This is a genomic window from Candidatus Planktophila versatilis (assembly GCF_002288345.1).
Taxonomy (GTDB): Bacteria; Actinomycetota; Actinomycetes; order Nanopelagicales; family Nanopelagicaceae; genus Planktophila; species Planktophila versatilis_A.
The window spans coordinates 325,881-351,054 of record NZ_CP016781.1; the positions used below are offsets into that span (position 1 = coordinate 325,881).

Annotated in this window: 25 protein-coding genes and 1 tRNA gene; 17 read left to right on the forward strand and 9 right to left on the reverse strand. The window is 49.7% G+C overall.

Translation table 11 applies throughout. The features are described from left to right. Window positions 1-17: 17 nt before the first annotated feature. Window positions 18-602: a M23 family metallopeptidase gene (locus tag A1sIIB142_RS01680; RefSeq protein WP_095693409.1), complete on the forward strand. Its 585-nt coding sequence runs from the start codon at window positions 18-20 to the stop codon at window positions 600-602. A gap of 64 nt (window positions 603-666) precedes the next feature. On the opposite strand, the gene A1sIIB142_RS01685 is transcribed toward A1sIIB142_RS01680, so the two are convergent. Beyond that, window positions 667-870, reverse strand: a complete 204-nt coding sequence (locus A1sIIB142_RS01685; protein WP_017955223.1) for a cold-shock protein — start codon at window positions 868-870, stop codon at window positions 667-669. A gap of 325 nt (window positions 871-1,195) precedes the next feature. On the opposite strand from A1sIIB142_RS01685, the gene A1sIIB142_RS01690 reads away from it, so the two are divergent. Then, window positions 1,196-1,681 carry a DUF3145 family protein gene (locus A1sIIB142_RS01690; protein WP_095674522.1) on the forward strand — a complete coding sequence of 162 codons (486 nt, stop codon included), beginning with the start codon at window positions 1,196-1,198 and terminating at the stop codon, window positions 1,679-1,681. A 7-nt stretch (window positions 1,682-1,688) separates the two neighbouring features. Continuing rightward, window positions 1,689-2,444, forward strand: coding sequence for an SIMPL domain-containing protein (locus A1sIIB142_RS01695; RefSeq protein ID WP_095693410.1), 756 nt, complete (start codon window positions 1,689-1,691; stop codon window positions 2,442-2,444). A gap of 6 nt (window positions 2,445-2,450) precedes the next feature. Here the strand turns inward: A1sIIB142_RS01695 and A1sIIB142_RS01700 are convergent, their stop codons facing one another. The 8 genes from A1sIIB142_RS01700 to A1sIIB142_RS01735 all read right to left on the reverse strand — a co-directional run bounded on the left by A1sIIB142_RS01700 (window position 2,451) and on the right by A1sIIB142_RS01735 (window position 10,630). Beyond that, on the reverse strand, window positions 2,451-3,839 hold the full coding sequence (locus A1sIIB142_RS01700; protein WP_095693411.1) for an acyl-CoA carboxylase subunit beta: 1,389 nt from the start codon (window positions 3,837-3,839) through the stop codon (window positions 2,451-2,453). Between the two features lie 9 nt (window positions 3,840-3,848). Next, complete coding sequence (gene fabF / locus A1sIIB142_RS01705; protein ID WP_095693412.1) at window positions 3,849-5,087, reverse strand: beta-ketoacyl-ACP synthase II; 1,239 nt, start codon at window positions 5,085-5,087, stop codon at window positions 3,849-3,851. 28 nt (window positions 5,088-5,115) lie between these two features. Then, window positions 5,116-5,364, reverse strand: coding sequence for an acyl carrier protein (locus A1sIIB142_RS01710; protein ID WP_095693413.1), 249 nt, complete (start codon window positions 5,362-5,364; stop codon window positions 5,116-5,118). 105 nt (window positions 5,365-5,469) lie between these two features. Next, window positions 5,470-6,498: a beta-ketoacyl-ACP synthase III gene (locus A1sIIB142_RS01715; protein ID WP_095693414.1), complete on the reverse strand. Its 1,029-nt coding sequence runs from the start codon at window positions 6,496-6,498 to the stop codon at window positions 5,470-5,472. Then, window positions 6,498-7,406 (reverse strand): ACP S-malonyltransferase, encoded by a 909-nt coding sequence (locus A1sIIB142_RS01720; RefSeq protein ID WP_095693415.1) that lies wholly within the window; start codon window positions 7,404-7,406, stop codon window positions 6,498-6,500. Before A1sIIB142_RS01720 ends, A1sIIB142_RS01715 begins: the two co-directional genes overlap by 1 nt. A 62-nt stretch (window positions 7,407-7,468) precedes the next feature. Further along, a complete protein-coding gene (locus tag A1sIIB142_RS01725; protein ID WP_095693416.1) occupies window positions 7,469-8,320 on the reverse strand; it encodes an SGNH/GDSL hydrolase family protein in 852 nt (283 codons plus the stop codon). Window position 8,321: 1 nt separating this feature from the next. Beyond that, window positions 8,322-9,479 (reverse strand): glycosyltransferase, encoded by a 1,158-nt coding sequence (locus A1sIIB142_RS01730; RefSeq protein ID WP_095693417.1) that lies wholly within the window; start codon window positions 9,477-9,479, stop codon window positions 8,322-8,324. Next, the gene (locus tag A1sIIB142_RS01735; protein WP_095693418.1) at window positions 9,476-10,630 is read right to left on the reverse strand and encodes a glycosyltransferase family 4 protein; all 1,155 of its coding nucleotides are present in this window, start codon (window positions 10,628-10,630) and stop codon (window positions 9,476-9,478) included. Before A1sIIB142_RS01735 ends, A1sIIB142_RS01730 begins: the two co-directional genes overlap by 4 nt. 140 nt (window positions 10,631-10,770) lie before the next feature. Here A1sIIB142_RS01735 and A1sIIB142_RS01740 point away from each other — a divergent pair, with 140 nt between their 5' ends. The 14 genes from A1sIIB142_RS01740 (at window position 10,771) to rpsT (ending at window position 25,153) form a co-directional block, all read left to right on the forward strand. Beyond that, window positions 10,771-11,553 (forward strand): electron transfer flavoprotein subunit beta/FixA family protein, encoded by a 783-nt coding sequence (locus A1sIIB142_RS01740; RefSeq protein WP_095693419.1) that lies wholly within the window; start codon window positions 10,771-10,773, stop codon window positions 11,551-11,553. Then, window positions 11,550-12,503 (forward strand): electron transfer flavoprotein subunit alpha/FixB family protein, encoded by a 954-nt coding sequence (locus A1sIIB142_RS01745; RefSeq protein ID WP_095693420.1) that lies wholly within the window; start codon window positions 11,550-11,552, stop codon window positions 12,501-12,503. Before A1sIIB142_RS01740 ends, A1sIIB142_RS01745 begins: the two co-directional genes overlap by 4 nt. A gap of 27 nt (window positions 12,504-12,530) precedes the next feature. Beyond that, a complete protein-coding gene (locus tag A1sIIB142_RS01750) occupies window positions 12,531-13,673 on the forward strand; it encodes a cysteine desulfurase family protein (protein WP_095693421.1) in 1,143 nt (380 codons plus the stop codon). Continuing rightward, complete coding sequence (gene mnmA, locus A1sIIB142_RS01755; protein ID WP_095693422.1) at window positions 13,670-14,743, forward strand: tRNA 2-thiouridine(34) synthase MnmA; 1,074 nt, start codon at window positions 13,670-13,672, stop codon at window positions 14,741-14,743. The genes A1sIIB142_RS01750 and mnmA overlap by 4 nt, the downstream gene beginning before the upstream one ends. Next, window positions 14,740-16,761 carry an NAD-dependent DNA ligase LigA gene (ligA, locus tag A1sIIB142_RS01760; protein WP_095693423.1) on the forward strand — a complete coding sequence of 674 codons (2,022 nt, stop codon included), beginning with the start codon at window positions 14,740-14,742 and terminating at the stop codon, window positions 16,759-16,761. The genes mnmA and ligA overlap by 4 nt, the downstream gene beginning before the upstream one ends. A 138-nt stretch (window positions 16,762-16,899) precedes the next feature. Continuing rightward, window positions 16,900-17,451: a nicotinate (nicotinamide) nucleotide adenylyltransferase gene (gene nadD / locus A1sIIB142_RS01765; protein WP_095693424.1), complete on the forward strand. Its 552-nt coding sequence runs from the start codon at window positions 16,900-16,902 to the stop codon at window positions 17,449-17,451. Then, window positions 17,438-17,812 carry a ribosome silencing factor gene (rsfS, locus tag A1sIIB142_RS01770; RefSeq protein WP_095684472.1) on the forward strand — a complete coding sequence of 125 codons (375 nt, stop codon included), beginning with the start codon at window positions 17,438-17,440 and terminating at the stop codon, window positions 17,810-17,812. Before nadD ends, rsfS begins: the two co-directional genes overlap by 14 nt. Further along, window positions 17,805-18,464: a histidine phosphatase family protein gene (locus A1sIIB142_RS01775; protein WP_095693425.1), complete on the forward strand. Its 660-nt coding sequence runs from the start codon at window positions 17,805-17,807 to the stop codon at window positions 18,462-18,464. Before rsfS ends, A1sIIB142_RS01775 begins: the two co-directional genes overlap by 8 nt. 23 nt (window positions 18,465-18,487) lie before the next feature. Continuing rightward, window positions 18,488-18,560 (forward strand) — tRNA-Ala (locus A1sIIB142_RS01780). 1 nt (window position 18,561) lies between these two features. Further along, the gene (leuS, locus tag A1sIIB142_RS01785) at window positions 18,562-21,033 is read left to right on the forward strand and encodes a leucine--tRNA ligase (protein WP_095693426.1); all 2,472 of its coding nucleotides are present in this window, start codon (window positions 18,562-18,564) and stop codon (window positions 21,031-21,033) included. 57 nt (window positions 21,034-21,090) lie between these two features. Then, entirely contained in the window at window positions 21,091-21,696 is a 606-nt protein-coding gene (locus tag A1sIIB142_RS01790) for a ComEA family DNA-binding protein (protein ID WP_095693427.1), read from the forward strand. Between the two features lie 86 nt (window positions 21,697-21,782). Continuing rightward, on the forward strand, window positions 21,783-23,813 hold the full coding sequence (locus A1sIIB142_RS01795; protein ID WP_095694124.1) for a ComEC/Rec2 family competence protein: 2,031 nt from the start codon (window positions 21,783-21,785) through the stop codon (window positions 23,811-23,813). A 12-nt stretch (window positions 23,814-23,825) separates the two neighbouring features. Further along, the gene (gene holA / locus A1sIIB142_RS01800; RefSeq protein WP_095693428.1) at window positions 23,826-24,776 is read left to right on the forward strand and encodes a DNA polymerase III subunit delta; all 951 of its coding nucleotides are present in this window, start codon (window positions 23,826-23,828) and stop codon (window positions 24,774-24,776) included. A gap of 107 nt (window positions 24,777-24,883) precedes the next feature. Then, the gene (gene rpsT / locus A1sIIB142_RS01805) at window positions 24,884-25,153 is read left to right on the forward strand and encodes a 30S ribosomal protein S20 (protein ID WP_095693429.1); all 270 of its coding nucleotides are present in this window, start codon (window positions 24,884-24,886) and stop codon (window positions 25,151-25,153) included. Window positions 25,154-25,174 lie beyond the last annotated feature (21 nt).

Consider the following 25,174-nt stretch of genomic DNA (forward strand, 5'->3'; position numbering starts at 1 on the left):
TAGTTACTCTTGCCCACATGCTCAAGAAAATTACTGTTGTGCTCTTACTTCTTAGCGCTACGCCTTCAGCACATGCGGCACCTGTATATGTATTTCCGGTGGCAAATTGCGAAGTGAACTATGCACGAGCCCACCATGACTATGCCGCAACAGATATTTTGGCAAAGGCGGGCTGCAAATTCGTGGCACCAATTAACGGCGTTGTTGATGAGGTAAATCGGGTAGATACCTGGCGGAGTCCACCTAATCTAGGAATCACACGAGGTGGTTTATCTGTGTCAATTATTGGTGAAGATGGTGTTCGTTACTACGGTTCACATCTGCGATCCATTCCGCTTAGCATTCAGCCGGGCGTTGCAGTTACCGCAGGGCGCATCCTCGGAGCAATTGGAGCTACTGGAAGTGCGCGCGGAACATCGCCACATCTTCACTTTGGAATTTCCTGGCCAACACCGCCAGATACGTGGTGGGTGCGTCGTGGAGAAGTTCTACCGTGGAAATATTTAGATGCCTGGAAGAACGGTAATGATTTATCTCCCGCGAAAGCTGTTGCTGCAATGAAAGCTAAAGTTGGCGAGATACCACCGGAGCCTAAGAAGTAGTTATTTTTTGGGAAAAAAATAAGGCCCGCACGATTTCTCGCACGGACCTTATTTATAAGTGAATTTAGTTAGCGTTCACTGCATCTGCCTGAGGACCCTTAGGACCCTGGACAACCTCGAATGACACTGACTGACCCTCTTCAAGGGACTTGTAACCGTTTCCTTGGATTGCTGAGTAGTGAACGAAAACATCTTGTCCGCCACCATCAACTGCAATGAAACCGAAACCCTTTTCAGAGTTGAACCACTTAACTGTACCTGTTGCCATATTTTTTACTATTCCTTCGATATGTGTAGGTGTTCGAGAATTCCTCGACCACCAGTCTTCGTCTTGCGTTCAGCCATACCGAGTAAAGAAGTAAATCTAACAACGGGTACTGATTAAAGCGTCCGACTAGGCAAAAGCGTACCGGCAATACATGGGTATTCCTATTCCGTAAACAGCTCATACCAACCCAGATCACGCTCAAAAAATGGCTGGGGATTCACAAAGTCAGTCAAAAGTTGTATAAATGAGGTACTCAACTACCAAAGAGTAAGCGTTTGTGGATCGGGGAAGGTCGCACAAGGCAGCCTTGGTAGGAGTTTTTCATATGCACGACAAACGCTATGCCGGATTGATTACCATCCACTCGGCGCCATCACCCCTGCGCCAACATATTGAGTGGGGGCTGAACGCAATTCTTGGCATCACACACGAGTACTCATGGCGTGATCAACCACTAGCAACCGGCACCTTACGCACCATCATTGAATATCGCGCACCACTTGGAACTGCGGCAAAAATTGCAACGGCGCTCAAGAATTGGCATTACTTGCGTTTTGAAGTGCAAGAGTTTTGTAGCCAAGGCGCTGAGTTCTTTCGCTTCACCCCAGAGCTAGGTATACATCGCGCCTTCACCGATGGAACTGGTTCGATACTGATTTGCGAAAATGTTATCCGTAAGTCACTTGCCAGCTTTGATGATGTAGAAATTCGTGAGAATTTAGAGGCAGCACTCGGAAGTGCATGGGATTTAGCACTCGAGCCAATGCGCGGGGTAGATCTACAGGAAGTTCACAGACTCAGAGCTATATAATTAATTTATGACTTCACAAGCACCCATGACTTCCATCGAACGTCGCCGATCAATTCTCTATATTGCAATTGCACTCATTCTTGCAATTGCCGTCGGCGGGGGACTTGTTAAAGTCGGCGCCGGTTTTGCGGCACGCAGTGCAAATGGCATCACAGTCACTGGCTCTGCTAAGACATCTGCTACCGCCGATAATGCTGTCTGGACACTCAATGTTTCACTCACTCGTCCAACTGTTTCTGAGGCAGTGACCAAGGTGGGCAATGATGTCGCGGCGGTCAGCAAATACCTCACCGATGGTGGAATTCCTGCCAGCGCACTCACACTCGGTTCAGTCTCTACCTATGCCAATGAAGAGTATGCAAATGGAAATAACACCGGAAAGATTCTTAACTACCGCGCCTCCCGTGATGTTGTTGTTCGCTCGAAAGATGTTGATCTCATCGCTAAGTTAGCTCAAGGCATTGGCACAATTCTGCAAGCCGGAGTGGCAGTCAATAATTACGGACCGCAGTACTACCTCTCCACTCTTCCGGCCTTGCGCCCTCAGCTATTAGAAGAAGCGATGAAAGATGCCAAGATCCGCGCGCAAGCAATTACCAAAGCGGTTGGCGGAAAAGTTGGTGCGGTGCAGGCTGTGCGCTCTGGTGTATTTCAGGTGACAACTCCAGATTCAACGATGACCCAAGATACTGGCGCATATGACACATCAAGTATTGAAAAGACTGTGACATCTACCGTCTCAGTTACCTTCGACGTTAAGTAGCAGCCCTTAGAGCGGAATATTGCCGTGAGATCCACGGCGATATTCACTTTCACCTAAAACTTTAGCAATCGCACTGCGTGTCTTATCAGGCTCAATCATTTCATCGACCGCCCCTATTTCAATGGCGCGGGCAACACCGCCAGATACCTTCTCGTGTTCGGCGGCAAGTTCAAGTTCCATACCTTCGCGTTGTGCTTCCGGTAGATCTGCCAATAATCTGCGGTGCAGCACGCGCACAGCAGCAACTGCGCCCATCACCGAAACTTCAGCTTGTGGCCAGGCAAATACTCGAGTGGCACCCAGTGACTTTGAATTCATGGCAACGAAAGCTCCGCCATAGGCCTTGCGGGTAATGACAGTGACACGAGGAACTACAGATTCAGCAAATGCATGCAGCAACTTGGCGCCACGTCGTACGGCGCCTTCCCACTCTTGGCCAATGCCGGGCAAGAAGCCAGTGACATCTGCAATAACAATGAGCGGAATACCAAAGGCATCACACGTACGCACAAAGCGCGCCGCTTTCTCTCCTGCTGCCGAATCAAGCACGCCACCAATAACTTGTGGGTTATTAGCAATCACACCGACCGTGCGCCCACCTAGCCTGCCAAGAACTGTGGTCATGTTCTGTGCCCACATATCTAGTAGCTCTAGCTTTTCGCCATCGGGATCCAGAATTGCATCGACCAGCGGATGAACTTCATAGACGCGCTTTTTAGATTCAGGAACTAAGTGAGCAAGTGGAACATCTGCCACAGTTGGCGACATCAGACCTTGATTAGAAAAGAGTGAGACTAAATCTTGAATCTCACTAAAGGCAATATCTTCGGTGGGGGCAATAACGTGAGCAACGCCAGAGTTCTTACTATGCGCCTCCGGGCCACCGAGTAGCGCCATATCAACAACATCGCCGGTGACAGATTTAACGACATCGGGACCAGTCACAAAGATGCGACCTTCTGGCGCCAAGACAACAACATCTGTCAGCGCTGGACCATAAGCACCGCCACCTGCTGTGGGGCCAACGACGAGTGATAACTGGGGGATGCGCCCACTTGCTGTGACCATTGATTGAAAGACTTCACCGAATGCATTTAAGGATGCAACACCGTCACTAAGCCGGGCTCCACCTGAATGCCAGATTCCAATTACCGGAACTTGGGCGCCCATCGCTGCGCGGTATGCCTGCACAATAACTTGCGAGCCCTCAATGCCCAGTGCGCCACCTTTACTGGTGGGATCGGATGCAAAGACGACAACTTTATTTCCTTTTACTAACCCGGTTGCTGCAACCATTCCGCAATCTGTACGCGGTAGCAGAAATTCAAATGCGCCGTCATCTGTAAGTCTGGCAATGCGAGCCTCAGGATCTAGCGAAGTGACTGGGGGTGTCATGGTTCTAGATTAGAGCGATTTGAATGCAAGCACCACGTTGTGGCCGCCAAAACCGAATGAATCATTGAGCGCTGCGATATCTCCGGCTGGAAGGGCGCGAGGCGTGTCGCGCACGACATCGACTGTGACAGCTGGGTCTAAGTTCTCGATATTAATTGTTGGGGGAGCAAGGCGTTCTTGCAGCGCCTTGACGATAAATACAGATTCAATTGCGCCAGCGCCACCCAGTAAGTGGCCAGTCATTGATTTTGTGGCAGAAACTGCAACGTGGTCAGCATCGGCACCTAACGCTTTGCGAAGTGCGTTTGCTTCGGCAACATCTCCTGCCGGAGTAGATGTTGCGTGAGCGTTTAAGTGAACAATATCTTTTGTGGAAAGCCCGGAGTTGGCTAGTGCAAATTTAATTGCCCGCTGTACGCCGCCACCATCAGGATCAGGTGCGGCAATGTGATAACCATCGGATGTGAGCCCTTGTCCGGCAATCTCGCAATAAATCTTTGCCCCACGTGCCTTGGCACTTTCGTATTCCTCAAGAATAAGTACGCCGCCACCTTCACCGAGTACAAAGCCATCTCGATCAATGTCATAGGGGCGAGATGCTGCAGCTGGATTGTCATTACGTGTGGAGAGCGCTTTCATCTGACCAAAAGCAGCCATCGGCAGTTGATGAATAGCAGCTTCCACGCCGCCAGCAACAATAATGTCAGCGCGATTACTCTTAATCATTTCGTAGGCGTATCCGATTGCTTCGGCGCCAGACGCGCACGCACTAACAGGAGTGTGAACACCAGCCTTTGCTTGAAGTTCCAGACCAACATTTGCCGCTGGCCCATTGGGCATCAGCATCGGAACAGTATGCGGGCTAACACCGCGCGCACCTTTTTCTTTTAGGATATCAAATTGATCAAGAAGAGTGATGACGCCGCCAATGCCAGAGGCAATCACAACACCGAGACGTTCCTTTTCGATCTCATCCGGTGAGCCAGCATCTTTCCAGGCTTCTCGGGATGCGATCAGAGCAAATTGTTCGGAGCGATCAAGGCGACGCATTTCAACGCGCTCCATCTGATCTGCCGGTTCGGTCGCAACGCGCGCCGCAAAGTGCACGGGTAGGAGTTCTCGCCAATCTTCAGTGAGAAGTCGAACACCACTCTGGCCGGCTAAAAGCGCCTTCCAGGTTGTGGCAACATCGCCACCGATTGGAGTTGTTACTCCAAGGCCGGTGACGACTACGCGACGTTGTGACATAGAGCTATAAATTCTTTACCTAAGCTACTTACGCTGCAGCGTTAACGATGAAGTTAACTGCGTCGCCCACTGTTGCAAGCTCAGTTACCTTCTCATCAGGAATCTTCACACCGAAGCGCTCTTCGCAGGCAACGACAACTTCAACCATGCTTAGTGAGTCAACTTCTAGATCATCAGTGAAGCTCTTATTAAGTTCGATTGATGCAGCTGGGATACCCGCTACTTCTTCAACGATCTCTTTAATTCCGGCAAGTACATCTGCTTGTGAAAGCGCCATTATTTTTCCTTTACTTAAGTGAACCTACGTATCGGGGACAGGTGTGTAATTGTCTATGAAAAGGGGCTCTACTTCCCAGTAAATCGGTAAATATTCGGGAAAAAATTATGGTTTTGGGGGTAATTCAACGACTTGGCCCGCATAAACGAGACCTGCGCCATAGCCAATGAGCAACGCCAGTTTTCCATGTAGCTCTGGGTGTTGATCAAGGAGTACGTCCATCGCAAGTGGAATAGAGGCCGCCGATGTATTTCCATTGACGCGAACATCATCTGCAATGACAACTGAATCGGGCATGCCCATCTCTTTCGCCATCGTTTCAATGATGCGCATATTTGCTTGATGCGGAATAAATGCAGCAATGTCATTCACGGTAAGTCCGGCAGCCTCCATAGCTTTCACCGCCGCTTTGCTCATCGAAAATACTGCCCATCGATAAACTTTCTGACCTTCTTGGGAAATATTCGGCCACTTACTTCCAGCCTTTGTTAATTGTGTTTCGACATCGCGCACCTCAATCCAGGAAGGATTCATCTGGATTGCATCACGGTTATCAGCATCAGAACCCCACTCAACTGGGCCAATGCCAGCTTCGCGTGATTGACCAATGACAACGGCTCCTGCGCCATCGGCAAAGATAAATGCTGTTGCGCGATCATCGGGATCTGTGAAATCTGAAATTTTCTCCGCACCAACTACGAGCACAGTCTTGGAAGTTCCGGCCTTAATAAAATCGTGTGCCATGGAGATGCCGTAGGAAAAGCCAGCACACGCGGCGTTGATATCGAAGGCAGCTGCTGTGGGATGACCGAGTCGTTGCAAGATGGCTGTTGCGGCAGAGGGCATTTGAAAAGGAAAGGTGACGGTGGCAACGATGAGAGTATCAATATCGCTAATACTTAATTTTGCTTTAGCCAGTGCATCTTCCACAGCCCACGTTGCCATATCAAGCACAGATTCTGAATCATCTGCAAAGCGGCGGGATTCAATACCTGTGCGCTGCTGAATCCATTCATCACTTGATTCAATGCGATCAACAATTTCAGAGTTAGGCACCAACCGCTTTGGTCGATAGGAGCCAACGGAAAGTATTCTGCTCTCACTGCCTGACTTTGAAGCAATCACCTTAGACATTACTTGCCTCCGTGTTGAGCAATGAATTCATGTGCTGATTCTAAGTCTGCCGCAGATTTCAGAGCGCACTGCGCAATACTCGGAGTTGCGCGCTTGATGAGCCCCACCAGCGTGCCGGCCGGAGCAAGCTCAATCACGCCAGTAACACCTTGGGTTACGAGTGATTGCATACACAGATCCCAGCGCACTGGATTAGCAATTTGATTGACGATGCGATCCAGTGTTTCGCGGCCACTACTGACAACGCCACCATCTTTATTAGAAAGCAGTGCAACGGTTGGATCACCGACCTTCATCGTTGCGGCAAGTTCTCGCATTGGTTCCACCGCTGGCTGCATATAAGAGGTATGAAATGCGCCAGCAACGGCCAGCGGGCGCACGCGAGCACCGTCAGGTGCCAATTGCGCAAGAGCATCGAGATCACCGGCTGCAACTATTTGTCCACCACCATTGTCATTTGCCGCAACTAGTCCTAAATCTGTGATTGCGCGCAGCACAACCTCGCGCTCTCCACCGAGTACTGCAGCCATTCCGGCAGGAGTAACACTGGCGGCCTTCGCCATTTCAATGCCACGAGCGCGTACTAATTTCATTGCATCAAGTGGAGTAATCACACCTGCAACAACTGCTGCCGTTATCTCGCCAACAGAGTGCCCTGCCACGCAAGCGAATTTCCCATCTGCGTTAAGGGCGCGGGCGGCAAGTAAGCCTGCAGCAACAATCAGCGGTTGTGCATTGGCAGTTTCTTTGATTTCTTCGGCATCGGCTGTCGTACCAAGGTGAATCAGATCTAAATCAATGGCATCAGACCACTGCTTCAATAAATCTTTGGCATCAATATCTTCTAGCCACGATGCGAGCATTCCTGGAGTTTGCGAACCTTGACCGGGAGCAATGATGGCGAGCACACACTTAATATAGTAGAAGAGAGCGGTGGAAGTCCGCGCTTACCTGCCTGTAACGAGAAGTTCTAGGAAACTCGCTCATCTTCGAGCATAGATATTGCGACATCTTGCTTCTTGTTAAAGTCTGGGAAGTACAAATCTGCCGGCTCTGCTGTACTTTTATTTCGCGCCATATGAATGAGCTCTGTAATTGAAAGAATCAATAGCGCTGGGAGTAAATCTACGCTGCGCTTAAGAAACCAGGGTGTGCCATTTTTTAGCATCCATTTAATGGAATCTTTCCGATTTCGATTGTTGATGGGATCAATAACAATCTCGTCAATATGAAAACCACGTTGGCGAAGTAGATGTGCAAATTCTTGGGCAATGAACTGATGCCCATGCTTACTTGGGTGCATCCGATCCACATGCCACTTATCGCGCTCATATATTCCTTTCAGTGAGCGAGTTTCGAGCAAGATGGCGCTGTATTTGCGAGCTAACTTACGAGTCACATGATTGACAGCAGATACTCGGCGACGACACACACGCGCAACCAGGTATGGCATCGGAACAATCTCGGTTGGATCATGGAGTTCAAGAAGCATTACCTGCGCTCCGCTTTCCACAATATCTTTGAGGGTGGCGGTGAGATTTTCTTCAAATACTTTAGGGGAGAAGCCATTGCGCAGCAGGTCATTGCCGCCGACGATCACGCCCACAAGTTCAGGTTCATGGATAAGAACTTTTGGAAGTTGTTCAAAGCGAACTTCCTTCGAGCGCGCACCAGGACGAGAGACATTGAGGTATGCCAAGGGTTCGTTAAATGCTTTGACTAAGTGGTAACCCCAACCGTAGTAATTACCGAATGAATCAGAGTCACCCACACCAGAGGCTGCGCTATCTCCCACAATTGCGAAGGTGATTGGCTTATCCATGTTAAGCCGCGCTTTTATTTGTTGGGCGATGTGCAACCGGAGTAGCACCACCGAGTCGACCTAAGCGCATAATTGTCTCTGACCACGGGAACTGTTCTGCTTGGGTGCGACAGCGATCTGAGAGCGTGGCATCTTCAGTAATTTCATCGAGCAAGATTTGAACAGCATCGGCAAATGCGCGTCCGTTATTTGCAGCGGTCAGTCCGACAAAGTCGCCATTGTGATCTACAAGAAATTCACCGACCGCACTTGTCTCTGATGCCACGACCGGAGTTCCACTTGCCAGAGATTCAAGTGCTGCCAGGCAGAAGGTTTCAATCGGACCTGGTGCAAGTGAGATATCGGCTGATGCAATCATTTGGGCGAGTAACTTTTTATTTGCCACATAACCCCAGAAAGTTACGGGGATATCGCGCGATGAGTCATAGAGCTTCTTATGTAGTGGTCCACTACCGATATAGACAAGGCGGGCGTTAATTCCACGATCTAGTAGCTCGCGCAAGGTTTCTAGTGAACGCTCTGGTTTCTTCTCCGGGGAGAGGCGACCACAGTGAACTAGCAGAACTTCTCCACCTTTGATCATCTTCGTGCGAAGTTCTTCATTACGAAAAGCTGGTGAGAAAGTTTCCAGATCCACACCCAGTGGCACCCGCACCACATTCGTGGTTCCAATTTCATCAAATTCAGCTGCCGCAAAGTTGGTAGTGGTAACCACAAAATCAAAGCGAGATGCCAGGCGAGTGTTATGCCAGACAACAAATCGCTTCAGCGGAACTCCGAGATAATTCTTGACTAGACCACGCAAAGTTTCGTGGCTAAACACGATTGCCGGAATGTTGCGATCAGCGGCCCACTTACCCAGACAGGAGAGCGTGAAGCGATCAGATACTTCGATGCGATCTGGCTTAAGTGAGTTAAGAATTGTTTTGACGCGATAGGTGGAACGAATTACACGGTAGCCACCGCTAAAGGGAATCTGCCATGAAGGAAGTGAGATACAAGCACCGTGAATTGTCTCTTCACGCCCAAACTTCTTTCCGGGAACCACATAGATAAATTCGTGGCCTTCGGCTGTGTAACCGCTACCAAGGTTATGCAGTGTGGTCTTGATGCCACCTGATTTAGGCCCGTAGAAGTTAGCGATATGAATGATTCTCATGCGACTAGTTCACCCTTTCTTGCAACCTGGGCAATCGTCTGGCGGTAATAATCAATGAGCTGGGCGTTGATGTAATCCCAGGTGCGATGCTCTACTGAACGACGGGCAGCTACCTGCATCAGATCAAAAGCGCTGTGACTACGAAGTGTTGATACCGCTTCTAGTAGCGCGTATGAATCAGCGGTATCAATAAGCAGGCCAGTAATGCCATGATCGATTAAGTCAACCGGACCACCAGTATCAGGGCCAATCACTGGAACGCCTGCTGCAAGTGCTTCTTGAATCGCTTGGCAGAAAGTTTCATGCTTGCCGGTGTGTACGAAAATATCAAATGAGGCAACGTAGCGACCAAGTTCAGTACCAGATTGATATCCAACAAAGCGTGCATTTGGTAGCTCGCGCTTTAGGCGCGCTTCGGCTGGGCCGCCACCAACAATCACAAGTTGAATATCAGCTTGGCGATCTAAAATGGCAAGGTCATCAATTCGTTTTTCATTAGCAAGGCGGCCGACGTAGCCAACAATTAACTTGCCGCTATCTTTCCCGCGAATATTTTCACGAAGTGATTCATCGCGGCGAGCAGGATCAAATTTCACCAGATCCACACCGCGCTTCCAAATCTCAACGTTCTTAACTCCAGTTGCTTCAAGATCACGGCGAGCCCATTTGGAGGGAGCCAGTGTCAGGTCGGTCGACTGGTGAATACGTGCCACCCACTTTTTCAAAGTGTTGTGGGCAATTGTTAAACCGTAGTGACGAGCAAAACCTGCGATATCAGTTTGATAGACCGAGACCGTTGGAATTCCGTTCTTCTTGGCAAAGCGGGCGACGTAATGTCCTAAGAAGATGGGTGAAGCAAGGTGAATGACATCGGGTGCGAAACCTTCAATTAGTGGCTCCAGATATTTACGAGGAACACCCATTGGAATAAGCTTTTTCATCGCAATGCTTGGCACATGTTTAATCTTGTAATCTAGGTAGTGAGTAGGTGCGCCTTCACTTTCTGGTGCGATGATCAGAACTTCGTGACCTTGCACTTTGCAATATTCGAGTAAGCGCAGGACTGAGTTGGTGACGCCATTGACCTGTGGCAAAAATGCCTCAGTCACCACTGCAATACGCAGTGTGCGCGGTTTATCTATCTCAATCATGTGAGAAGCATGTGAGGCTCTCACATCTAGATTTTTCCCTGCGGGTTACATGTCTCTGAATAGAAGGTGAACCGTTGGTTGAGAGTTTTGCGCCTCTTTCATCCTTCCGAAAGGGGCTACTGACCGGTAACATCTGCCCCATGAAGATTGCCGTCTGCATCAAACAGGTGCCTGATTCCTGGGCTGAGAAGAAGATGGTCAACGGCGTACTCGACCGCGAGAGCGTTGATGCAGTCCTTAATGACCTTGATGAGTATGCAGTGGAAGAAGCACTTCGTATCGTTGAAGCTCATGGCGGCAATGAAGAAGGTGGTGCGCACACCGTGACCTTGATCTCTATGGGCCCAGAGCGCGCAACGGATGCACTTCGCAAAGGCCTTTCCATGGGGGCAAACGATGCAATCTTGGTAACAGATGCTGCGTTGGCAGCAGCCGATGCGCTCTCAACCTCGCGCGTATTAGCTCAAGTAATTGGTGATGGCGGATATGACATCGTCATCTGTGGCACCGAATCTACTGATGCTCGCATGAGCGTGGTGCCGGCGATGATTAGCGCTCGCCTTGGTTGGGCGCAACTGACATTTGCCGCAAAGGTAGTTGTTGATCCGGGCGGGAAAGTATCCATCACTCGCGTGACAGAAGCGGGCGTTGATGAAATAAGCGCTGCTTTTCCAGTAGTAATCAGCGTTGTCGAGAAAATTAATGAACCGCGCTATCCATCCTTTAAAGGAATCATGGCGGCGAAGAAGAAGACGATTGAACAAAAGGATTTGGCGGCAGTGGGAGTAAGCGCCCAAAGCGGTTGGTCAGAAGTTATTGATGCCACACCACGTCCTGCTCGCGCAGCGGGTGTGAAGGTTAATGATGAAGGTGGCGCCGGTGATGCGCTGGTTAGCTTCTTGGCTGAGAAGAAGTTGATATGAGCACAGTATTTATCCTGGTTGATTTCTCGGGTGAAAAAGCAAGTAAGACAACAGCTGAGATTGCAACAGCTGCGGCCCGTATTGGCACAGTCACAGCCATAGTTCTAGCTGGCGCCGGAAAAGGTGCGGCACTTGCGGCAACTGTGAATCAAGGACCGATTAGCGAGATTATCGTTATTGAATCTGATGATTTCACATCACACGGCGTTGCAGCATCTGCCGATGCACTAGCAAATCTTGTGAAAGAAAAATCTCCAGCGGCAGTTCTCATTGCATCACATGCATTTGGAAAAGAGATGGCCGGTCGCGTGTCTGTGCTCTGTGATTCTGGGATTATTACCGATGCCATTGATATTGCAAGTGATGGCAGTGCCACACAATCAGTCTTTGGTGGTTCCACTACGGTGCAATCAAAAGTTTCACACGGCACACCAATTATTACGGTGCGCCCCAACAGCATCGATGCCGATTTCACATCGTGCGCACCTGCTATCACAAATGCAACTGCCACAATTAGCGCCGATGCAAAAAAAGCAACGGTTTCATCTACTCAACCTCCATTAAAGGGCGGTCGACCAGAGTTAACCGAAGCCAACATTGTTGTCTCGGGTGGCCGCGGAACAGATGGCAACTTCACGGCCGTTGAATCATTTGCAGATTCATTGGGCGCAGCGGTGGGCGCATCACGCGCCGCAACCGATGCTGGTTGGTATCCACATTCACATCAGGTGGGACAGACTGGCAAGACAGTAAGCCCGCAGCTCTATGTTGCCTGCGGAATTTCTGGCGCAATTCAGCACCGCGCTGGAATGCAGACCTCCAAGACAATCGTTGTAGTCAATAAAGATCCAGAAGCACCCATCTTTGATATCGCAGACTTTGGTGTAGTCGGAGACTTGTTTAACGTGCTACCTAAGGCCACCGAAGGCGTGGTTGCTCGAAAAGGATAAGTAGGCCAGACGAACTAGAATGCTCCCATGAGCGTCTATCTCGATCACGCGGCCACTACGCCGATGTGTGAATCGGCAATTGGCGCCATGAATACCGCTCTTCGCAAATTAGGTAATCCCTCATCACTTCATACGCAAGGTCGTTCTACTCGCAAAGATGTGGAAGATGCGCGCGAGCAGATTGCACGTGCTGTGCACTGCCAACCCAGCGAAGTGATTTTTACCGGTTCTGGCACAGAGGCAAATAACGCAGCAATTAAAGGTCTCTTCTGGAATTCACCGAAGAAAGTCATTGTCATCTCCAGCATTGAACATCATGCCGTTCTTGATCCGGCGCTCTGGCTCGTTGAACATGAAGGCGCCGAGCTGATCCAGATTCCAGTGACAACCGATGGCGTTATTGATCTTAAATTCTTGCGGGCACTTGTTGCCGCGCGCGGATCAGAAATTGCACTGATCTCTGTGATGCATAGCAATAACGAGACCGGTGTAATGCAGCCGATTGCTGAAGTAGTAAAAATAGCAGCGGATATTCCGGTGCATACCGATGCCGTGCAGAGTTTTTCTAAGGTGCCTCTTTCTTATAAGGATCTCGGCCTCTATGCCATGACAATTAGTGGCCACAAAGTTGGTGGCCCACTCGGAATCGGCGCACTGATCTTGCGTCGGGCAGTTGAGATTCCAGCACTTCTTCATGGTGGGGGACAAGAGCGCGATATTCGAAGTGGAACCCTGAATGCGCCATCGATTGTGGCACTTGCTGCCGCTATTGCGGCAGGTGTTTATGATGCATCGGCAGTTGCAAAATTACGTACTGACTTTGAAGAAGGAGTGTTGCGTGCTCGCCCTGATGCTGTGATCAATGGCCAAGGTGCACCGCGCTTACCTGGAATTTCAAATATTACTTTTCCCGGAACCCAGAGTGATTCACTGTTATTGCTAATGGATTCAGAGAAAGTCTCCTGTTCCACCGGCGCTGCCTGCACCGCAGGTGTTCATAGACCTAGCCATGTATTAATGGCGATGGGCCTTACCGATGTCCTCTCGCAATCTTCGCTGCGTTTCTCATTTGGTGCCACTAATACCCAAGCAGATGTTGATTACGCGCTCTTGGTCTTGCCCAGTGTGATTGAACGTGGACTTGCAGCAAACGCGGTAGGTAAGAAATGAAAATTATTGCCGCCATGAGCGGAGGAGTGGACTCTGCAGTTGCGGCAGCTCGCGCAGTAGAGGCCGGACATGAAGTTATCGGTGTGCACTTAGCACTTTCTTCTAACCCGCAGAAATATCGAAGCGGTGCGCGCGGTTGCTGCACGATTGAAGATTCACATGATGCTCGTAGAGCTGCAGATGTCATCGGTATTCCTTTCTATATCTGGGATATGGCCGATGAGTTTCATGAAGGTGTGGTGGAAAACTTCATGAGTGAATATGCCGCAGGGCGCACGCCTAATCCGTGTCTGCGCTGTAATGAAAAAATCAAATTTGCCGCAGTCCTGGACCGTGCAAAGGCGATGGGCTTCGATGGCGTGGTTACTGGCCACTATGCGCGTACCGAGGAAACAAGTAGAGGTCGAACGCTTCATCGCGCAGTTGATCCGCTAAAAGATCAGTCATATGTATTGGCGGTTTTAAATCGCGAACAGATTAACGGCGCTATTTTTCCTTTGGGGGATACTGAAAAAGTAGATATCCGCATTGAAGCCGAAAAGCGTGGGTTAGCTGTCGCGCAGAAGCCAGATAGTCACGATATTTGTTTTGTTCCATCGGGAGATAACGCCGGTTGGTTGCGAGATCGACTTGGTAGTGAAGTTGGTCCAATTGTTGACCAAGATGGAACAAAAATTGGCGAACATAAAGGCGCTTACACCTACACCATCGGACAACGTAAAGGTCTAGGTCTCTCGGTTGCCGCCCCTGATGGTTCTCCACGCTTTGTCTTAAAGATTGAGCCTGTGACAAACACTGTTGTCGTAGGTGCACGCGAAGATTTGGCTGTGAGTTCAATGCGAGGTGAGCGACCAATCTTCTGTGGTCCAGCGGTAGGAGCAGCGCCCACGCGCGGCTTTGTTCAGGTGCGAGCACATGGCGCAGCACTTGATTGCACCTATTACTTAGATGGAGCGCACCTGGTTGCAGAACTAGATGAACCTCTTCTTGGACTAGCTACAGGGCAAGCAATGGTTATCTACGATGGCGATCGCGTCGTGGGGTCGGCCACAATCTGCGAGACCGCATGAGCACCCAAGCGCGACATCGCATCACTGAATTAACGCAAGAGATCCGTGATCATCAATTTAAATATTATGTATTGGATGCTCCCACCATTACCGATGCCGCATTTGATTTACTCATCAAAGAGCTAGCAGCACTGGAAGCAAAGCATCCAGAATTACTTGAACCAGATTCACCCACGCTGGGTGTGGGCGGGGGATTTTCCACCACATTTGATCAACACGATCACATCGAAAAGATGATGAGTCTGGACAATGTATTTGATAACACCGAACTTGATTCCTGGTTTGAGCGGGTTGAAAAAGAATCAGCAGTTGGTGCTTTCTTATGTGAACTTAAAGTAGATGGCCTAGCAATTAATTTGCTCTATGAAAATGGACAGCTCACGCGCGCACTTACTCGTGGTAATGGCACTACTGGTGAAGATGTCACCTTAAATGTGAAAACGATTAAGGGCCTGCCACATACTTTGTCCGGCAAAAACATTCCATCGCTGATTGAAGTTCGCGGTGAAGTCTTCTTACCGGTTGCCGCTTTTAACCAACTCAACGAAGAACTTGAAGAAGCAGGTAAGCCACTCTTTGCTAACCCTCGTAACTGCGCTGCCGGTTCACTGCGCCAGAAAGATCCAAGAATTACAGCATCTCGTGCGCTAGATGTTGTGGTGCACGGTATTGGTGCACGTGAAGGGATTTCATTTGATTCACAATCTGATGCTTATGCAAAGCTCAAAGCCCTAGGTCTTCCCACATCTGCTCGCTTTAAGGTGTGTAAGAGTCGAGCAGAAGTTCTGGCATTTATTGAAAACTACAACCTGCACCGCCACGATGTGGAGCACGAGATTGATGGCGTTGTGATCAAAGTAGATTCGTTGGCAGAGCAAGAAAAACTAGGTTTCACATCCCGCGCTCCAAAGTGGGCGATTGCCTATAAATATCCACCGGAAGAAGTAACTACCAAGTTACTGGATATCAGAGTTTCTGTGGGTCGCACCGGGCGCGTAACTCCATTCGCATTTATGGAGCCAGTCAAAGTCGCCGGATCTACGGTGACTAATGCCACCCTGCACAATCAAGAAGAGATCGAACGCAAGGGCGTATTAATTGGCGATGTTGTCATTATTCGCAAAGCAGGAGATGTCATCCCAGAAGTCTTGGGTCCAGTTCGAGATAAGCGCACGGGAAGTGAGAAAGCATTTGTGATGCCGACTCACTGTCCTGAGTGCGCCTTTGAACTGCGCGCGATAACTGAAGGCGATGTGGATATTAGATGCCCAAATACTAGAAGTTGCCCCGCGCAATTACGCGAACGTATTTACTACATCGGCTCGCGCGCAGCCCTTGATATCGATGTGCTTGGTTATGAAGCAGCTGTTGCACTGCTGACTGATTCGATTATTACTGATGAAGCCGACATCTTTAACTTGAGTGAGAAGTCGCTGATGAAATCTCAGTTCTTTCTTAAAAAAGATGGCACAGCCGGAAAGAATTTAGAAAAGCTATTGGCAGCGTTAGAAGAAGCAAAGAGCAGACCGCTCTGGCGCACACTTGTGGCACTTTCGATTCGCCATGTTGGGCCCACCGCGGCGCAAGCGTTAGCCACGAATTTTGGAAGCATGGATGCCATTGCGAGGGCTTCGGTGACAGAACTTGCCGACATCGATGGCGTGGGTGAGGTCATTGCGCAATCGGTTATTGAGTGGTTTGAAATTGATTGGCATCGCAACATCATTACCCAATGGACAAAGGCTGGGGTGGCGATGGTTAACGCCAAGGGCGCGGATCTGCCGCAAACCTTAGGTGGACTCACCATTGTCGTAACCGGCGGGCTAGCGAATTTCACTCGTGATTCGATTGCCGAGACAATCACGGCACATGGTGGAAAGCCATCATCGTCAGTATCTGCAAAGACGGACTATGTATTAGTCGGCGCCGACCCAGGTTCTAAGCTGGCAAAAGCGCAAGAGTTAGGCGTCAAGATCATCGATGAAGCGCGCTTTTTAGAACTTCTTGCAGGTAAGTAGTAATCTTCATCCCATGTTAAGACTTAGTGAAGAAGCGACCCGGGTACTTCCAATGCCTCCTTACGCATTTGGACTCGTTGCATTTGGGATTTTCGGCTTTCTTCTCTACATCACTCTTCGCTTAGATAAGTAACGCCCTTGCGAGTAGGGCTATACGGCGGCACCTTTGACCCGATTCATAACGGGCACGTTCACGTCATTGAACAATTAATTGGGCGCAATATTGTTGATCGCCTGCTCGTTGTGCCAGCCGGACAACCGCGACTTCGCGAACATGAACCGAAGGCAACCGGGGCTGAGCGCCGGCAGATGTGTCAGTTAGCAGTTAATTCTTTAGCACCAGAAATTAAAGGCAAGGTGGAAGTTAATCCGATTGAGGTACTGCGCGAAGGCCCGAGCTACACCATTGATACCGTGGAAGCAGTTGCCCAGACCTACCCAACAGATTCCATCTTTGTCGTCGTGGGCACCGATGCCTATACCAATATCGATCACTGGCATCGCGCTGAAGAGCTTAAGAAAATGGTTGAGTTCGTTGTGATTGATCGCCCAAATTTTCCTGGCACGCCTAACCTTGATGTCGATGCCATTGCCGTGTCGGCAACCCAGATTCGCGAACACCATTCTGATGAAGTACCCGCAGCAGTTGCTGCATATATAAAGGAGCACAATCTCTATGCCAGCAAGTAAAGCCTGCGTTGAACGCACCCAAATTGCCGCTCGCGCTGCTGCCGATAAATTCGGAACTGAACTTGTCGCCCTCGATCTTTCGGAGCAATCAGTATTAAGTGAAGTCTTTCTGATTGTCACCGCCACCAATACCAAGATGGTTGATTCGATCGCCGATGAGGTGGAAGAGAAGTTACGTCTTGCTGGTGATAAGCCACTTCGCCGGGAAGGAACCGCGGAATGGATTTTGCTTGATTACTCAGATCTCGTTGTGCACATTCAGTCCAGTGAGCTTCGTCGTTACTACATGCTCGATCGGCTGTGGAATGACTGCCCCAAGATTGAGTTAGAAGTGGTCAAAGAAGAGGTTGCACGTGGGTAACCAGATAATTCTCTGGCGTCACGGCCAAACCGATTGGAACGTTGCAAATAAGTTTCAGGGACATACTGATATTCCACTCAACGCAGTGGGTCATTTTCAAGCACAGCATGCAGCGCCCATGTTGGCAGCCATTGCCCCGACCATGATTATTGCTAGTGATTTAGTGCGAGCACAGAGCACCGCGCACGAACTAGTAAAACTCACCGGACTTGAAGTATTAACCGATGCACGTTTGCGCGAGACCAACTGCGGAAATTGGGAAGGTCTGACCGGTGATGAAATACGCAAGGTAGATCTTGATAATTTACGGCAATGGTCGATGGGCGGAGATAACCCAGCCGGTGGAATTGGCGAACGTCGCAGTGAAGTAGGAGCACGTGGTGTGGCAGCGATTAACGCCGCACTTGTTGGCAAAGATAATCAAAGACTTGTTGTTGCAACACATGGTGGAACAGCACGCACAATCATTGGCACCTATCTTGACCTTCCCATTCCATTCTGGTCACGCATCGGCGGACTTTCCAATGCGCAATGGTCGATTCTGGAAGAATCACCAAAAGGTTGGCTTTTGGTTGAACATAACGCGGGATCTATTCCAGAGCCTGTAATGGGTGAAGAATCCGGCGGAGTTATCCCGGATTCAGTGCGGTAAAGTTCGCACTCCTGAACGACAACGGGGATATGGCGCAATTGGTAGCGCGCTTCCATGGCATGGAAGAGGTTAGGGGTTCGATTCCCCTTATCTCCACGTGAGTACTGAACGCGAACACGCGGCCTACGATTTTGCATACGTGCAAGAGAAGTGGCTTCCCATCTGGGACACACTCCAACCATTTAAATCAGGTCGCGCAGATGATGCCCGTCCGAAGAAGTACGTGCTCGATATGTTTCCTTATCCATCGGGTGATCTACACATGGGCCATGCCGAGGCATACGCACTCGGTGATGTAATTGCTCGCTATTGGATTCAAAAAGGTTTTAACGTCATGCACCCCATTGGTTGGGATGCATTTGGGCTGCCGGCAGAAAATGCGGCAATCAAACGTAATGAAGATCCACGTATTTGGACTTATGAAAACATCGCAACGCAGAAAGCTTCGATGCGTCGCTATGCCTGCTCTTTCGATTGGGATCGCGTCTTTAATACTTGTGACCCGGAGTACTACAAGTGGAACCAGTGGTTATTTACCAAATTACATGAACGTGGCCTGGCCTATCGCAAAGACTCTGCCGTTAACTGGTGTCCTGGCTGTCAGACAGTTCTTGCCAATGAACAGGTAGTAGCAGGGCTCTGCGAGCGTTGTGATACCGCGGTAACAAAGAAGAAATTGAATCAGTGGTATTTCAAGATTACTGATTATGCCGATCGCTTACTCGATGACATGTCTGAGTTAGAAGGCAAGTGGCCAGAGAAAGTGCTGATGATGCAGCGCAACTGGATTGGTCGCTCCCAAGGTGCCAATGTGCAATTTGTAATTGAAGGGCGCACCGAGCCAGTAACTATCTACACCACCCGCCCCGACACGTTATATGGCGCAACCTTTATGGTGGTGGCCGCAGATTCCGCACTTGCTGCCGAACTTGCTAGTGGCACACCAGTAGAAAAAGAGTTCACCTCTTACTTAGAGAAAATTAAAGCGGCATCCGATATCGATCGCTTAGCGACAGATCGACCTAAATCTGGTGTTGATCTCAAGCGCTTTGCCATCAACCCAGTTAACGGAGAAAAACTGCCTATCTGGGCATCAGATTATGTTTTAGCTGATTACGGCACCGGCGCCATCATGGCGGTTCCGGCACATGATCAGCGTGACCTTGATTTTGCAAAAGCGATGAAGCTGCCCGTGCGGGTTGTCGTTGATACTGGTGAAGAAGATCCAAGTGAGACAGGCATTGCCACAACAGGTGATGGAAAAATTATTAATTCAGGCGCACTTAATGGTCTTTCCAAGGCAGATGCAATTGCGGCCATTAATAAGCAGTTAGAAGCCGATGGACTTGGTAAGTCAGCACGAAATTATCGCCTGCGCGATTGGCTCGTTTCGCGCCAACGCTATTGGGGCACACCTATTCCTATCGTGCACTGTGAAAAGTGTGGCGAAGTAGCTGTTCCAGATGCAGAGCTTCCATTGCTCTTGCCTGATGCAAAGGGACTGGATTTAAAGCCAAAGGGGCAATCGCCACTTGCTGCGGCAACTGAGTGGGTTAATACGAAGTGCCCTAAGTGTGCGGGGCCTGCCATGCGCGATACCGACACCATGGATACTTTTGTTGATTCATCTTGGTATTACCTGCGTTATCCATCGTCAACGAATGCGACCGAACCATTTAATCGCGCAGATATCGATACCTGGCTACCGGTGGATCAATATGTCGGCGGAGTAACTCATGCCATCTTGCACCTGCTCTACTCCCGCTTTTTCACCAAAGTACTTTTTGATATGAAGATGCTCTCTTTCACAGAGCCCTTCACGCGCCTACTTAACCAAGGCATGGTTGTTATGGATGGCTCTGCAATGTCGAAATCTCGCGGCAATCTGGTGCGCCTATCTGATGAACTAGAAAACCATGGCGTCGATGCCATCCGTTTATCAATGGTCTTTTCTGGTCCACCAGAAGATGACGTTGATTGGTCAGATGTCTCGCCATCCGGCTCGGTGAAGTTCTTAAGTCGCGCTTGGCGTTTATCAGGTGATGTCACATCAGCTCCAGGAGTTGATTTCACAACTGGTGAAATTAGTTTGCGTAAAGCAACACATAAAGCACTCAACGATGCCGCCTTTGCAGTTGAATCATTTAGATTTAACGTTGCGGTGGCGCGTGTGATGGAGTTAGTGAATGCAACGCGTAAGGCAATTGATTCAGGGTGTGGTCCGGCAGATCCTGCGGTGCGTGAGGCAACGGAGGCAATAGCCATCATGCTCTCACTCGTTGCTCCCTTTACAGCAGAGGAAATGTGGGAGCGACTTGGCCACAAACCAGCGATTGCAACTGCTGGCTGGCCAGTAATTGACTCAGCGCTATTGGTCGATGATGAAGTAGAGGCCGTTATTCAAATCAACGGCAAGATTGTTGATCGGATGAAGGTTTCACCAACAATTGGTGATGCTGATTTTGAGGCTGCCGCACTTGCTTTGCCTTCGGTCATGGCGGCGCTAGCGGGTGCCAGCCCGAAGAAAGTGATTGCTCGCGCTCCCAAGCTTGTCAACATCGTTCTGTAATCAACAGCTAGACCTGATTCATCATTTTCCTACCTAGATCTACCCCACCATCTGCGGATGGAAAATCAATATCTCGAGAAGGCACATAACTGGTGGAGTGATCTCCACTATTCATCAACACAAAAAAGAGCGTTGGCACTGGTTGCACTGCTCGTTCTACTTATCTCCGGCCTCTTTGTCGCCCGCGGTGCTTCGCAAGAAGTAGTTGCAGCCCCTATTGCACTTGATGTGCAAGAAATTACTCAGGAAATCATCGTCGATGTTGCAGGCGCTGTGATAACTCCTGGGGTGTATTCGCTGCCGATGAACTCACGCGTTGTGGAGGCAATCAAAGCTGCTGGAGGACTGAAGAAGGGCGCTGATACTTATGATATTAATCAAGCGCGCATCCTTAAAGACGGCGAGCAGATATATGTATTTGCCGCAGCAACATCTTCTGGTGGTGTGGCAAAGAGAGTTGTGCGCAAGAACGGACCCGTGATGATTAATCGGGCGACGGTGAAAGAGTTTGAGGCACTCGATGGAATCGGGCCAGTGCTGGCAAATCGCATCGTGGCCTATCGAAAGATCAATGGTCCATTTACTGTGATTGAAGATGTGATGAAGGTTTCCGGAATTGGAGCGGGAACATTCGCAAAGTTCAAAGAGAAGCTGCGCGTCTAATTGATAGCCGCGCCCTCGCATTGGGGGGCGCGGTGTGGGTGGGGGCGCTGGCGCAGAGTTGGAGTCCAACCTGGGCAGTAGCAGCCATGGCTGTTATCACCGCAGTTTTCTTATATAACAAGCGGCGTTTGGCAGTTCTGCTTATTGCCATTGTGCTTGGTGCAACGATTATGTCGATAAGAATTGCGGCTCTTGATTCCAGTGCGATTAACCAATTTCGGGGCGCGGTTACAACTGTTGAACTACAGGTAACGACAGATCCTAATCGAGTGGTTCCAAAAGTCTTTGGTAGTTCCTTTGCACCTATCACTTATTCATTTATGGGCCAGGCGCTTCGAGTTGATGATAGATATTCAATGCGGATTCCGGTGCGCGTGATTGTTTCTAATAGAGTCGTGGAAACTTTGTTGCCCGGTCAGAAGATTCGGGTGCAGGCTAAAGTGTTGGAGAGTAAAGAGGGGCGAGTTGCTGCTCTACTGATTGTTAAGCAGCGCGTTGAAGTACTCACTCAACTCTCGCGCTGGGCGAAAGGATTGGCGCATATTCGCCTAGGACTGCGCAGTGCAACTGGCGGCGAAGATGCTGGTGCACTTATTCCCGGAATGGTCATCGGCGATACTAGTAAACAGAGCGTTGAATTTAAGAACCAGATGCGCAGATCAGGCCTTACCCACTTGGTGGCTGTCAGTGGCGCCAACTTCGCCATCGTTTCAGCCTTTGTCTTGTGGGGAATGCAATTTATTTTCCGCAAAGTTAATTATCGCCTGATTGCCACTGCGATAGCACTGGCTGCATTTATCGCACTGGTGCGGCCATCACCTTCTGTCTTGCGCGCCGCTGCCATGGCGGCGGTCTTACTTGTTGCTTATGGCACCAGACAAGGGCGAGATCCGCTGCCGGCGTTGGGCTTTGCGATCGCAGCTGTAGTGATTTTAGATCCCTTTCAAGCACGCGATGCGGGTTTTGCACTCTCTGTTTTAGCAACTGCTGGGTTGTTACTTCTGGCACCGAGGATAAAACCGAAGTTCTTAGCACCCCCCATTGCAGCGATGGCTTTTTGTGCTCCTGTCATTGTCGCTTTATCTGGATACATCAGCCCCATGAGCATCATTGCCAATGTCTTAGCTGCACCCGCCGTTGCTCCCATCACCATTGTTGGATTCATTGCTGCCCTTATTTCACCTTTTGCGCCGTGGCTTTCGCATCTGCTTATTCTGTGCGTGAAGCCACTTGCGATCTGGATTGTCTGTGTTGCGAAGTGGAGTGCCGGTTTTCCAGTCTTCACCTTAAAGACCGGGCTCTATGGATTCCTCATTGTGGCAGTACTCATTCTTGCTATCTATCTTGGTAGAGCAAAGGTCGCAATCGCGCTACTCATCGTTGTTATTTCCTTTTCCTGGGCACAGCGATTTCCAGCAGGGGATTGGCAGATTGCCAACTGCGATATTGGCCAAGGTGATGCGATGGTGATTAATTTGAAGCACCACCGCGCAATAGTTATTGATGTGGGTCCTGATCCACAATTAATTGATAGGTGCCTGCGCCAGCTTGGAGTACGTGAGATTCCGCTCTTGATATTGACCCATATCCACGCGGATCATGTGGGGGGATTGGCGGGTGCGGGAAAGAATAGAAAGATCGGAACAACTTGGTATGGAGATGTATTTGCTGGCACCCGAGCCACAATTGAAGATGTGAAGATAGAGGTGAAGTGGCCTGATCGCGCGGGTGAATACACGCCAAATAACTCCAGCATTGCGGTGCTCTTTACTTCATCAAATTTCACACTCTTCGCCGCCGGTGATATCGAACCGCCGGTGCAGAGCCAACTGGTCTCACGCATTGGCGAAGTAGATATCTATAAAGTGGCCCATCATGGCTCTAGATTCCAGGATTTAGATTTAATGCGAGAACTCTCACCACAGATTGCTGTCATCAGCGTGGGCGCAACTAATACCTATGGACATCCGGCACCTGCCACCATCTCGGCCTTGACGCAGTTAGGCGCTAAGGTATTGCGTACTGATATTGATGGGGCAGTGGCAATCAAAGCAACGAACCATCAATTTTCACTACAACGCAGCAAGCGCTGGTTTAGATTTTTCTCTTGGAGTTAGGAGGCAGGTGAAATGAACCCTTTCTATCTCCTGCTCGGTCCGGAAGGCGCGCTAGCAGATCGCGCACTGGCCAAACTTCTAGCCCAACTTAAAGACGAGAACGCCGAAATCACAACAGTGAGTGCCGCCGATGTCATCGTGGGCGACATCGCAGATGGCCTAGCACCATCACTATTTTCCGAACGCCGCGCGCTGATTGTTAAAGATTTGCAAGATTTGCCGGAAGAGTCAAAAGATGAAATTACTCGCTATTTGGATTCCCCGGATCCCACCATGACCGTGGTCTTCGTGCATAAAGGTGGCGTCAAAGGCAAGGCGCTGCTGGATGCAATTAAGAAAGTGAAGCCAGAAATCATCGCCTGTGAGGCGATGAAGAAAGAGGCTGATAAAGAGAGCTTTGTGAAAGATCTATTCCTTGATGCTGGACGCAAGGCAACACCAGGTGCCATCAAAGCTTTAGTGGGCGCACTGGGAAATGAACTGCGGGAGTTGCAATCAGCCGTTTCGCAAATCTCACTTGATGCACCAGCAGGTGCTATCGATGAGGCGATCGTTGATAAATTTCATCAAGGGCGAATTGAAACCACCGGATTTGATGTTGCCGATGCCACTATTGATGGCAATCTGCCGGTGGCACTTGTCACTCTGCGTAGTGCACTTGAAACCGGAACAGATCCAGTCATGGTCACATCTGCCATCGCCTCATCGCTACGTAGTTTGGCTAAAGTTTCTGGAACAAATAAAGGAAGCAAATCATTTGAATTAGCTGGTCAACTAGGAATGGCGCCATGGCAGATTGATAAAGCCCGTCGTCAGTTGCAATCCTGGACACCTCGTGGAATTGCAACGGCCGTTGAAGCAATTGCCAAGGCTGATGCTGATGTGAAGGGGGCGGCATCGGATCCGATATTTGCCCTAGAAAAAGCGCTGGCGAGCATCACCGCCGCTCGCGCAGCCCGCTAATTTGAGGGCCGTTTTCTCGATTTTGGGCTGATACCCCTGCGCTGATAACCTACCCCTCTGCACAAATCACAAGGTTTGGCTAAAAACACACAGACGGAGCTATCAACGTGGCAAATATCAAGTCGCAGATCAAGCGTATTAAGACAAACGAGAAGGCATACCTTCGCAACAAGTCTGTCTCATCATCTATCAAGACTGCTGTTCGCAAGTTCCGCGACGCAGTTGCCAAAGGTGATGCTGCAACAACAACTGCTGAACTACGCGCAGCTTCAAAGGCTCTTGATATTGCAGTCTCAAAGGGTGTTCTTCATAAGAACGCTGCTGCAAATAAGAAGTCTTCAATGGCTAAGGCTGCTGCTAAAGCCGGCGCACGTTAATTCATATCTATCAATTCACGA

Coding starts and splice junctions, on each gene's coding strand:
- ligA (WP_095693423.1), top strand. CDS start 14,740: ATGAGCACCCAAGCGCGACATCGCATCACTGAATTAACGCAAGAGATC.
- A1sIIB142_RS01690 (WP_095674522.1), top strand. CDS start 1,196: ATGCACGACAAACGCTATGCCGGATTGATTACCATCCACTCGGCGCCA.
- A1sIIB142_RS01700 (WP_095693411.1), bottom strand. CDS start 3,839: ATGACACCCCCAGTCACTTCGCTAGATCCTGAGGCTCGCATTGCCAGA.
- mnmA (WP_095693422.1), top strand. CDS start 13,670: ATGAAAATTATTGCCGCCATGAGCGGAGGAGTGGACTCTGCAGTTGCG.
- A1sIIB142_RS01680 (WP_095693409.1), top strand. CDS start 18: ATGCTCAAGAAAATTACTGTTGTGCTCTTACTTCTTAGCGCTACGCCT.
- rsfS (WP_095684472.1), top strand. CDS start 17,438: ATGCCAGCAAGTAAAGCCTGCGTTGAACGCACCCAAATTGCCGCTCGC.
- A1sIIB142_RS01735 (WP_095693418.1), bottom strand. CDS start 10,630: ATGATTGAGATAGATAAACCGCGCACACTGCGTATTGCAGTGGTGACT.
- A1sIIB142_RS01725 (WP_095693416.1), bottom strand. CDS start 8,320: ATGGATAAGCCAATCACCTTCGCAATTGTGGGAGATAGCGCAGCCTCT.
- A1sIIB142_RS01790 (WP_095693427.1), top strand. CDS start 21,091: ATGGAAAATCAATATCTCGAGAAGGCACATAACTGGTGGAGTGATCTC.
- A1sIIB142_RS01750 (WP_095693421.1), top strand. CDS start 12,531: ATGAGCGTCTATCTCGATCACGCGGCCACTACGCCGATGTGTGAATCG.
- A1sIIB142_RS01685 (WP_017955223.1), bottom strand. CDS start 870: ATGGCAACAGGTACAGTTAAGTGGTTCAACTCTGAAAAGGGTTTCGGT.
- A1sIIB142_RS01745 (WP_095693420.1), top strand. CDS start 11,550: ATGAGCACAGTATTTATCCTGGTTGATTTCTCGGGTGAAAAAGCAAGT.
- A1sIIB142_RS01710 (WP_095693413.1), bottom strand. CDS start 5,364: ATGGCGCTTTCACAAGCAGATGTACTTGCCGGAATTAAAGAGATCGTT.
- A1sIIB142_RS01715 (WP_095693414.1), bottom strand. CDS start 6,498: ATGTCTAAGGTGATTGCTTCAAAGTCAGGCAGTGAGAGCAGAATACTT.
- holA (WP_095693428.1), top strand. CDS start 23,826: ATGAACCCTTTCTATCTCCTGCTCGGTCCGGAAGGCGCGCTAGCAGAT.
- A1sIIB142_RS01740 (WP_095693419.1), top strand. CDS start 10,771: ATGAAGATTGCCGTCTGCATCAAACAGGTGCCTGATTCCTGGGCTGAG.
- A1sIIB142_RS01795 (WP_095694124.1), top strand. CDS start 21,783: ATGGCTGTTATCACCGCAGTTTTCTTATATAACAAGCGGCGTTTGGCA.
- A1sIIB142_RS01695 (WP_095693410.1), top strand. CDS start 1,689: ATGACTTCACAAGCACCCATGACTTCCATCGAACGTCGCCGATCAATT.
- A1sIIB142_RS01730 (WP_095693417.1), bottom strand. CDS start 9,479: ATGAGAATCATTCATATCGCTAACTTCTACGGGCCTAAATCAGGTGGC.
- fabF (WP_095693412.1), bottom strand. CDS start 5,087: ATGTCACAACGTCGCGTAGTCGTCACCGGCCTTGGAGTAACAACTCCA.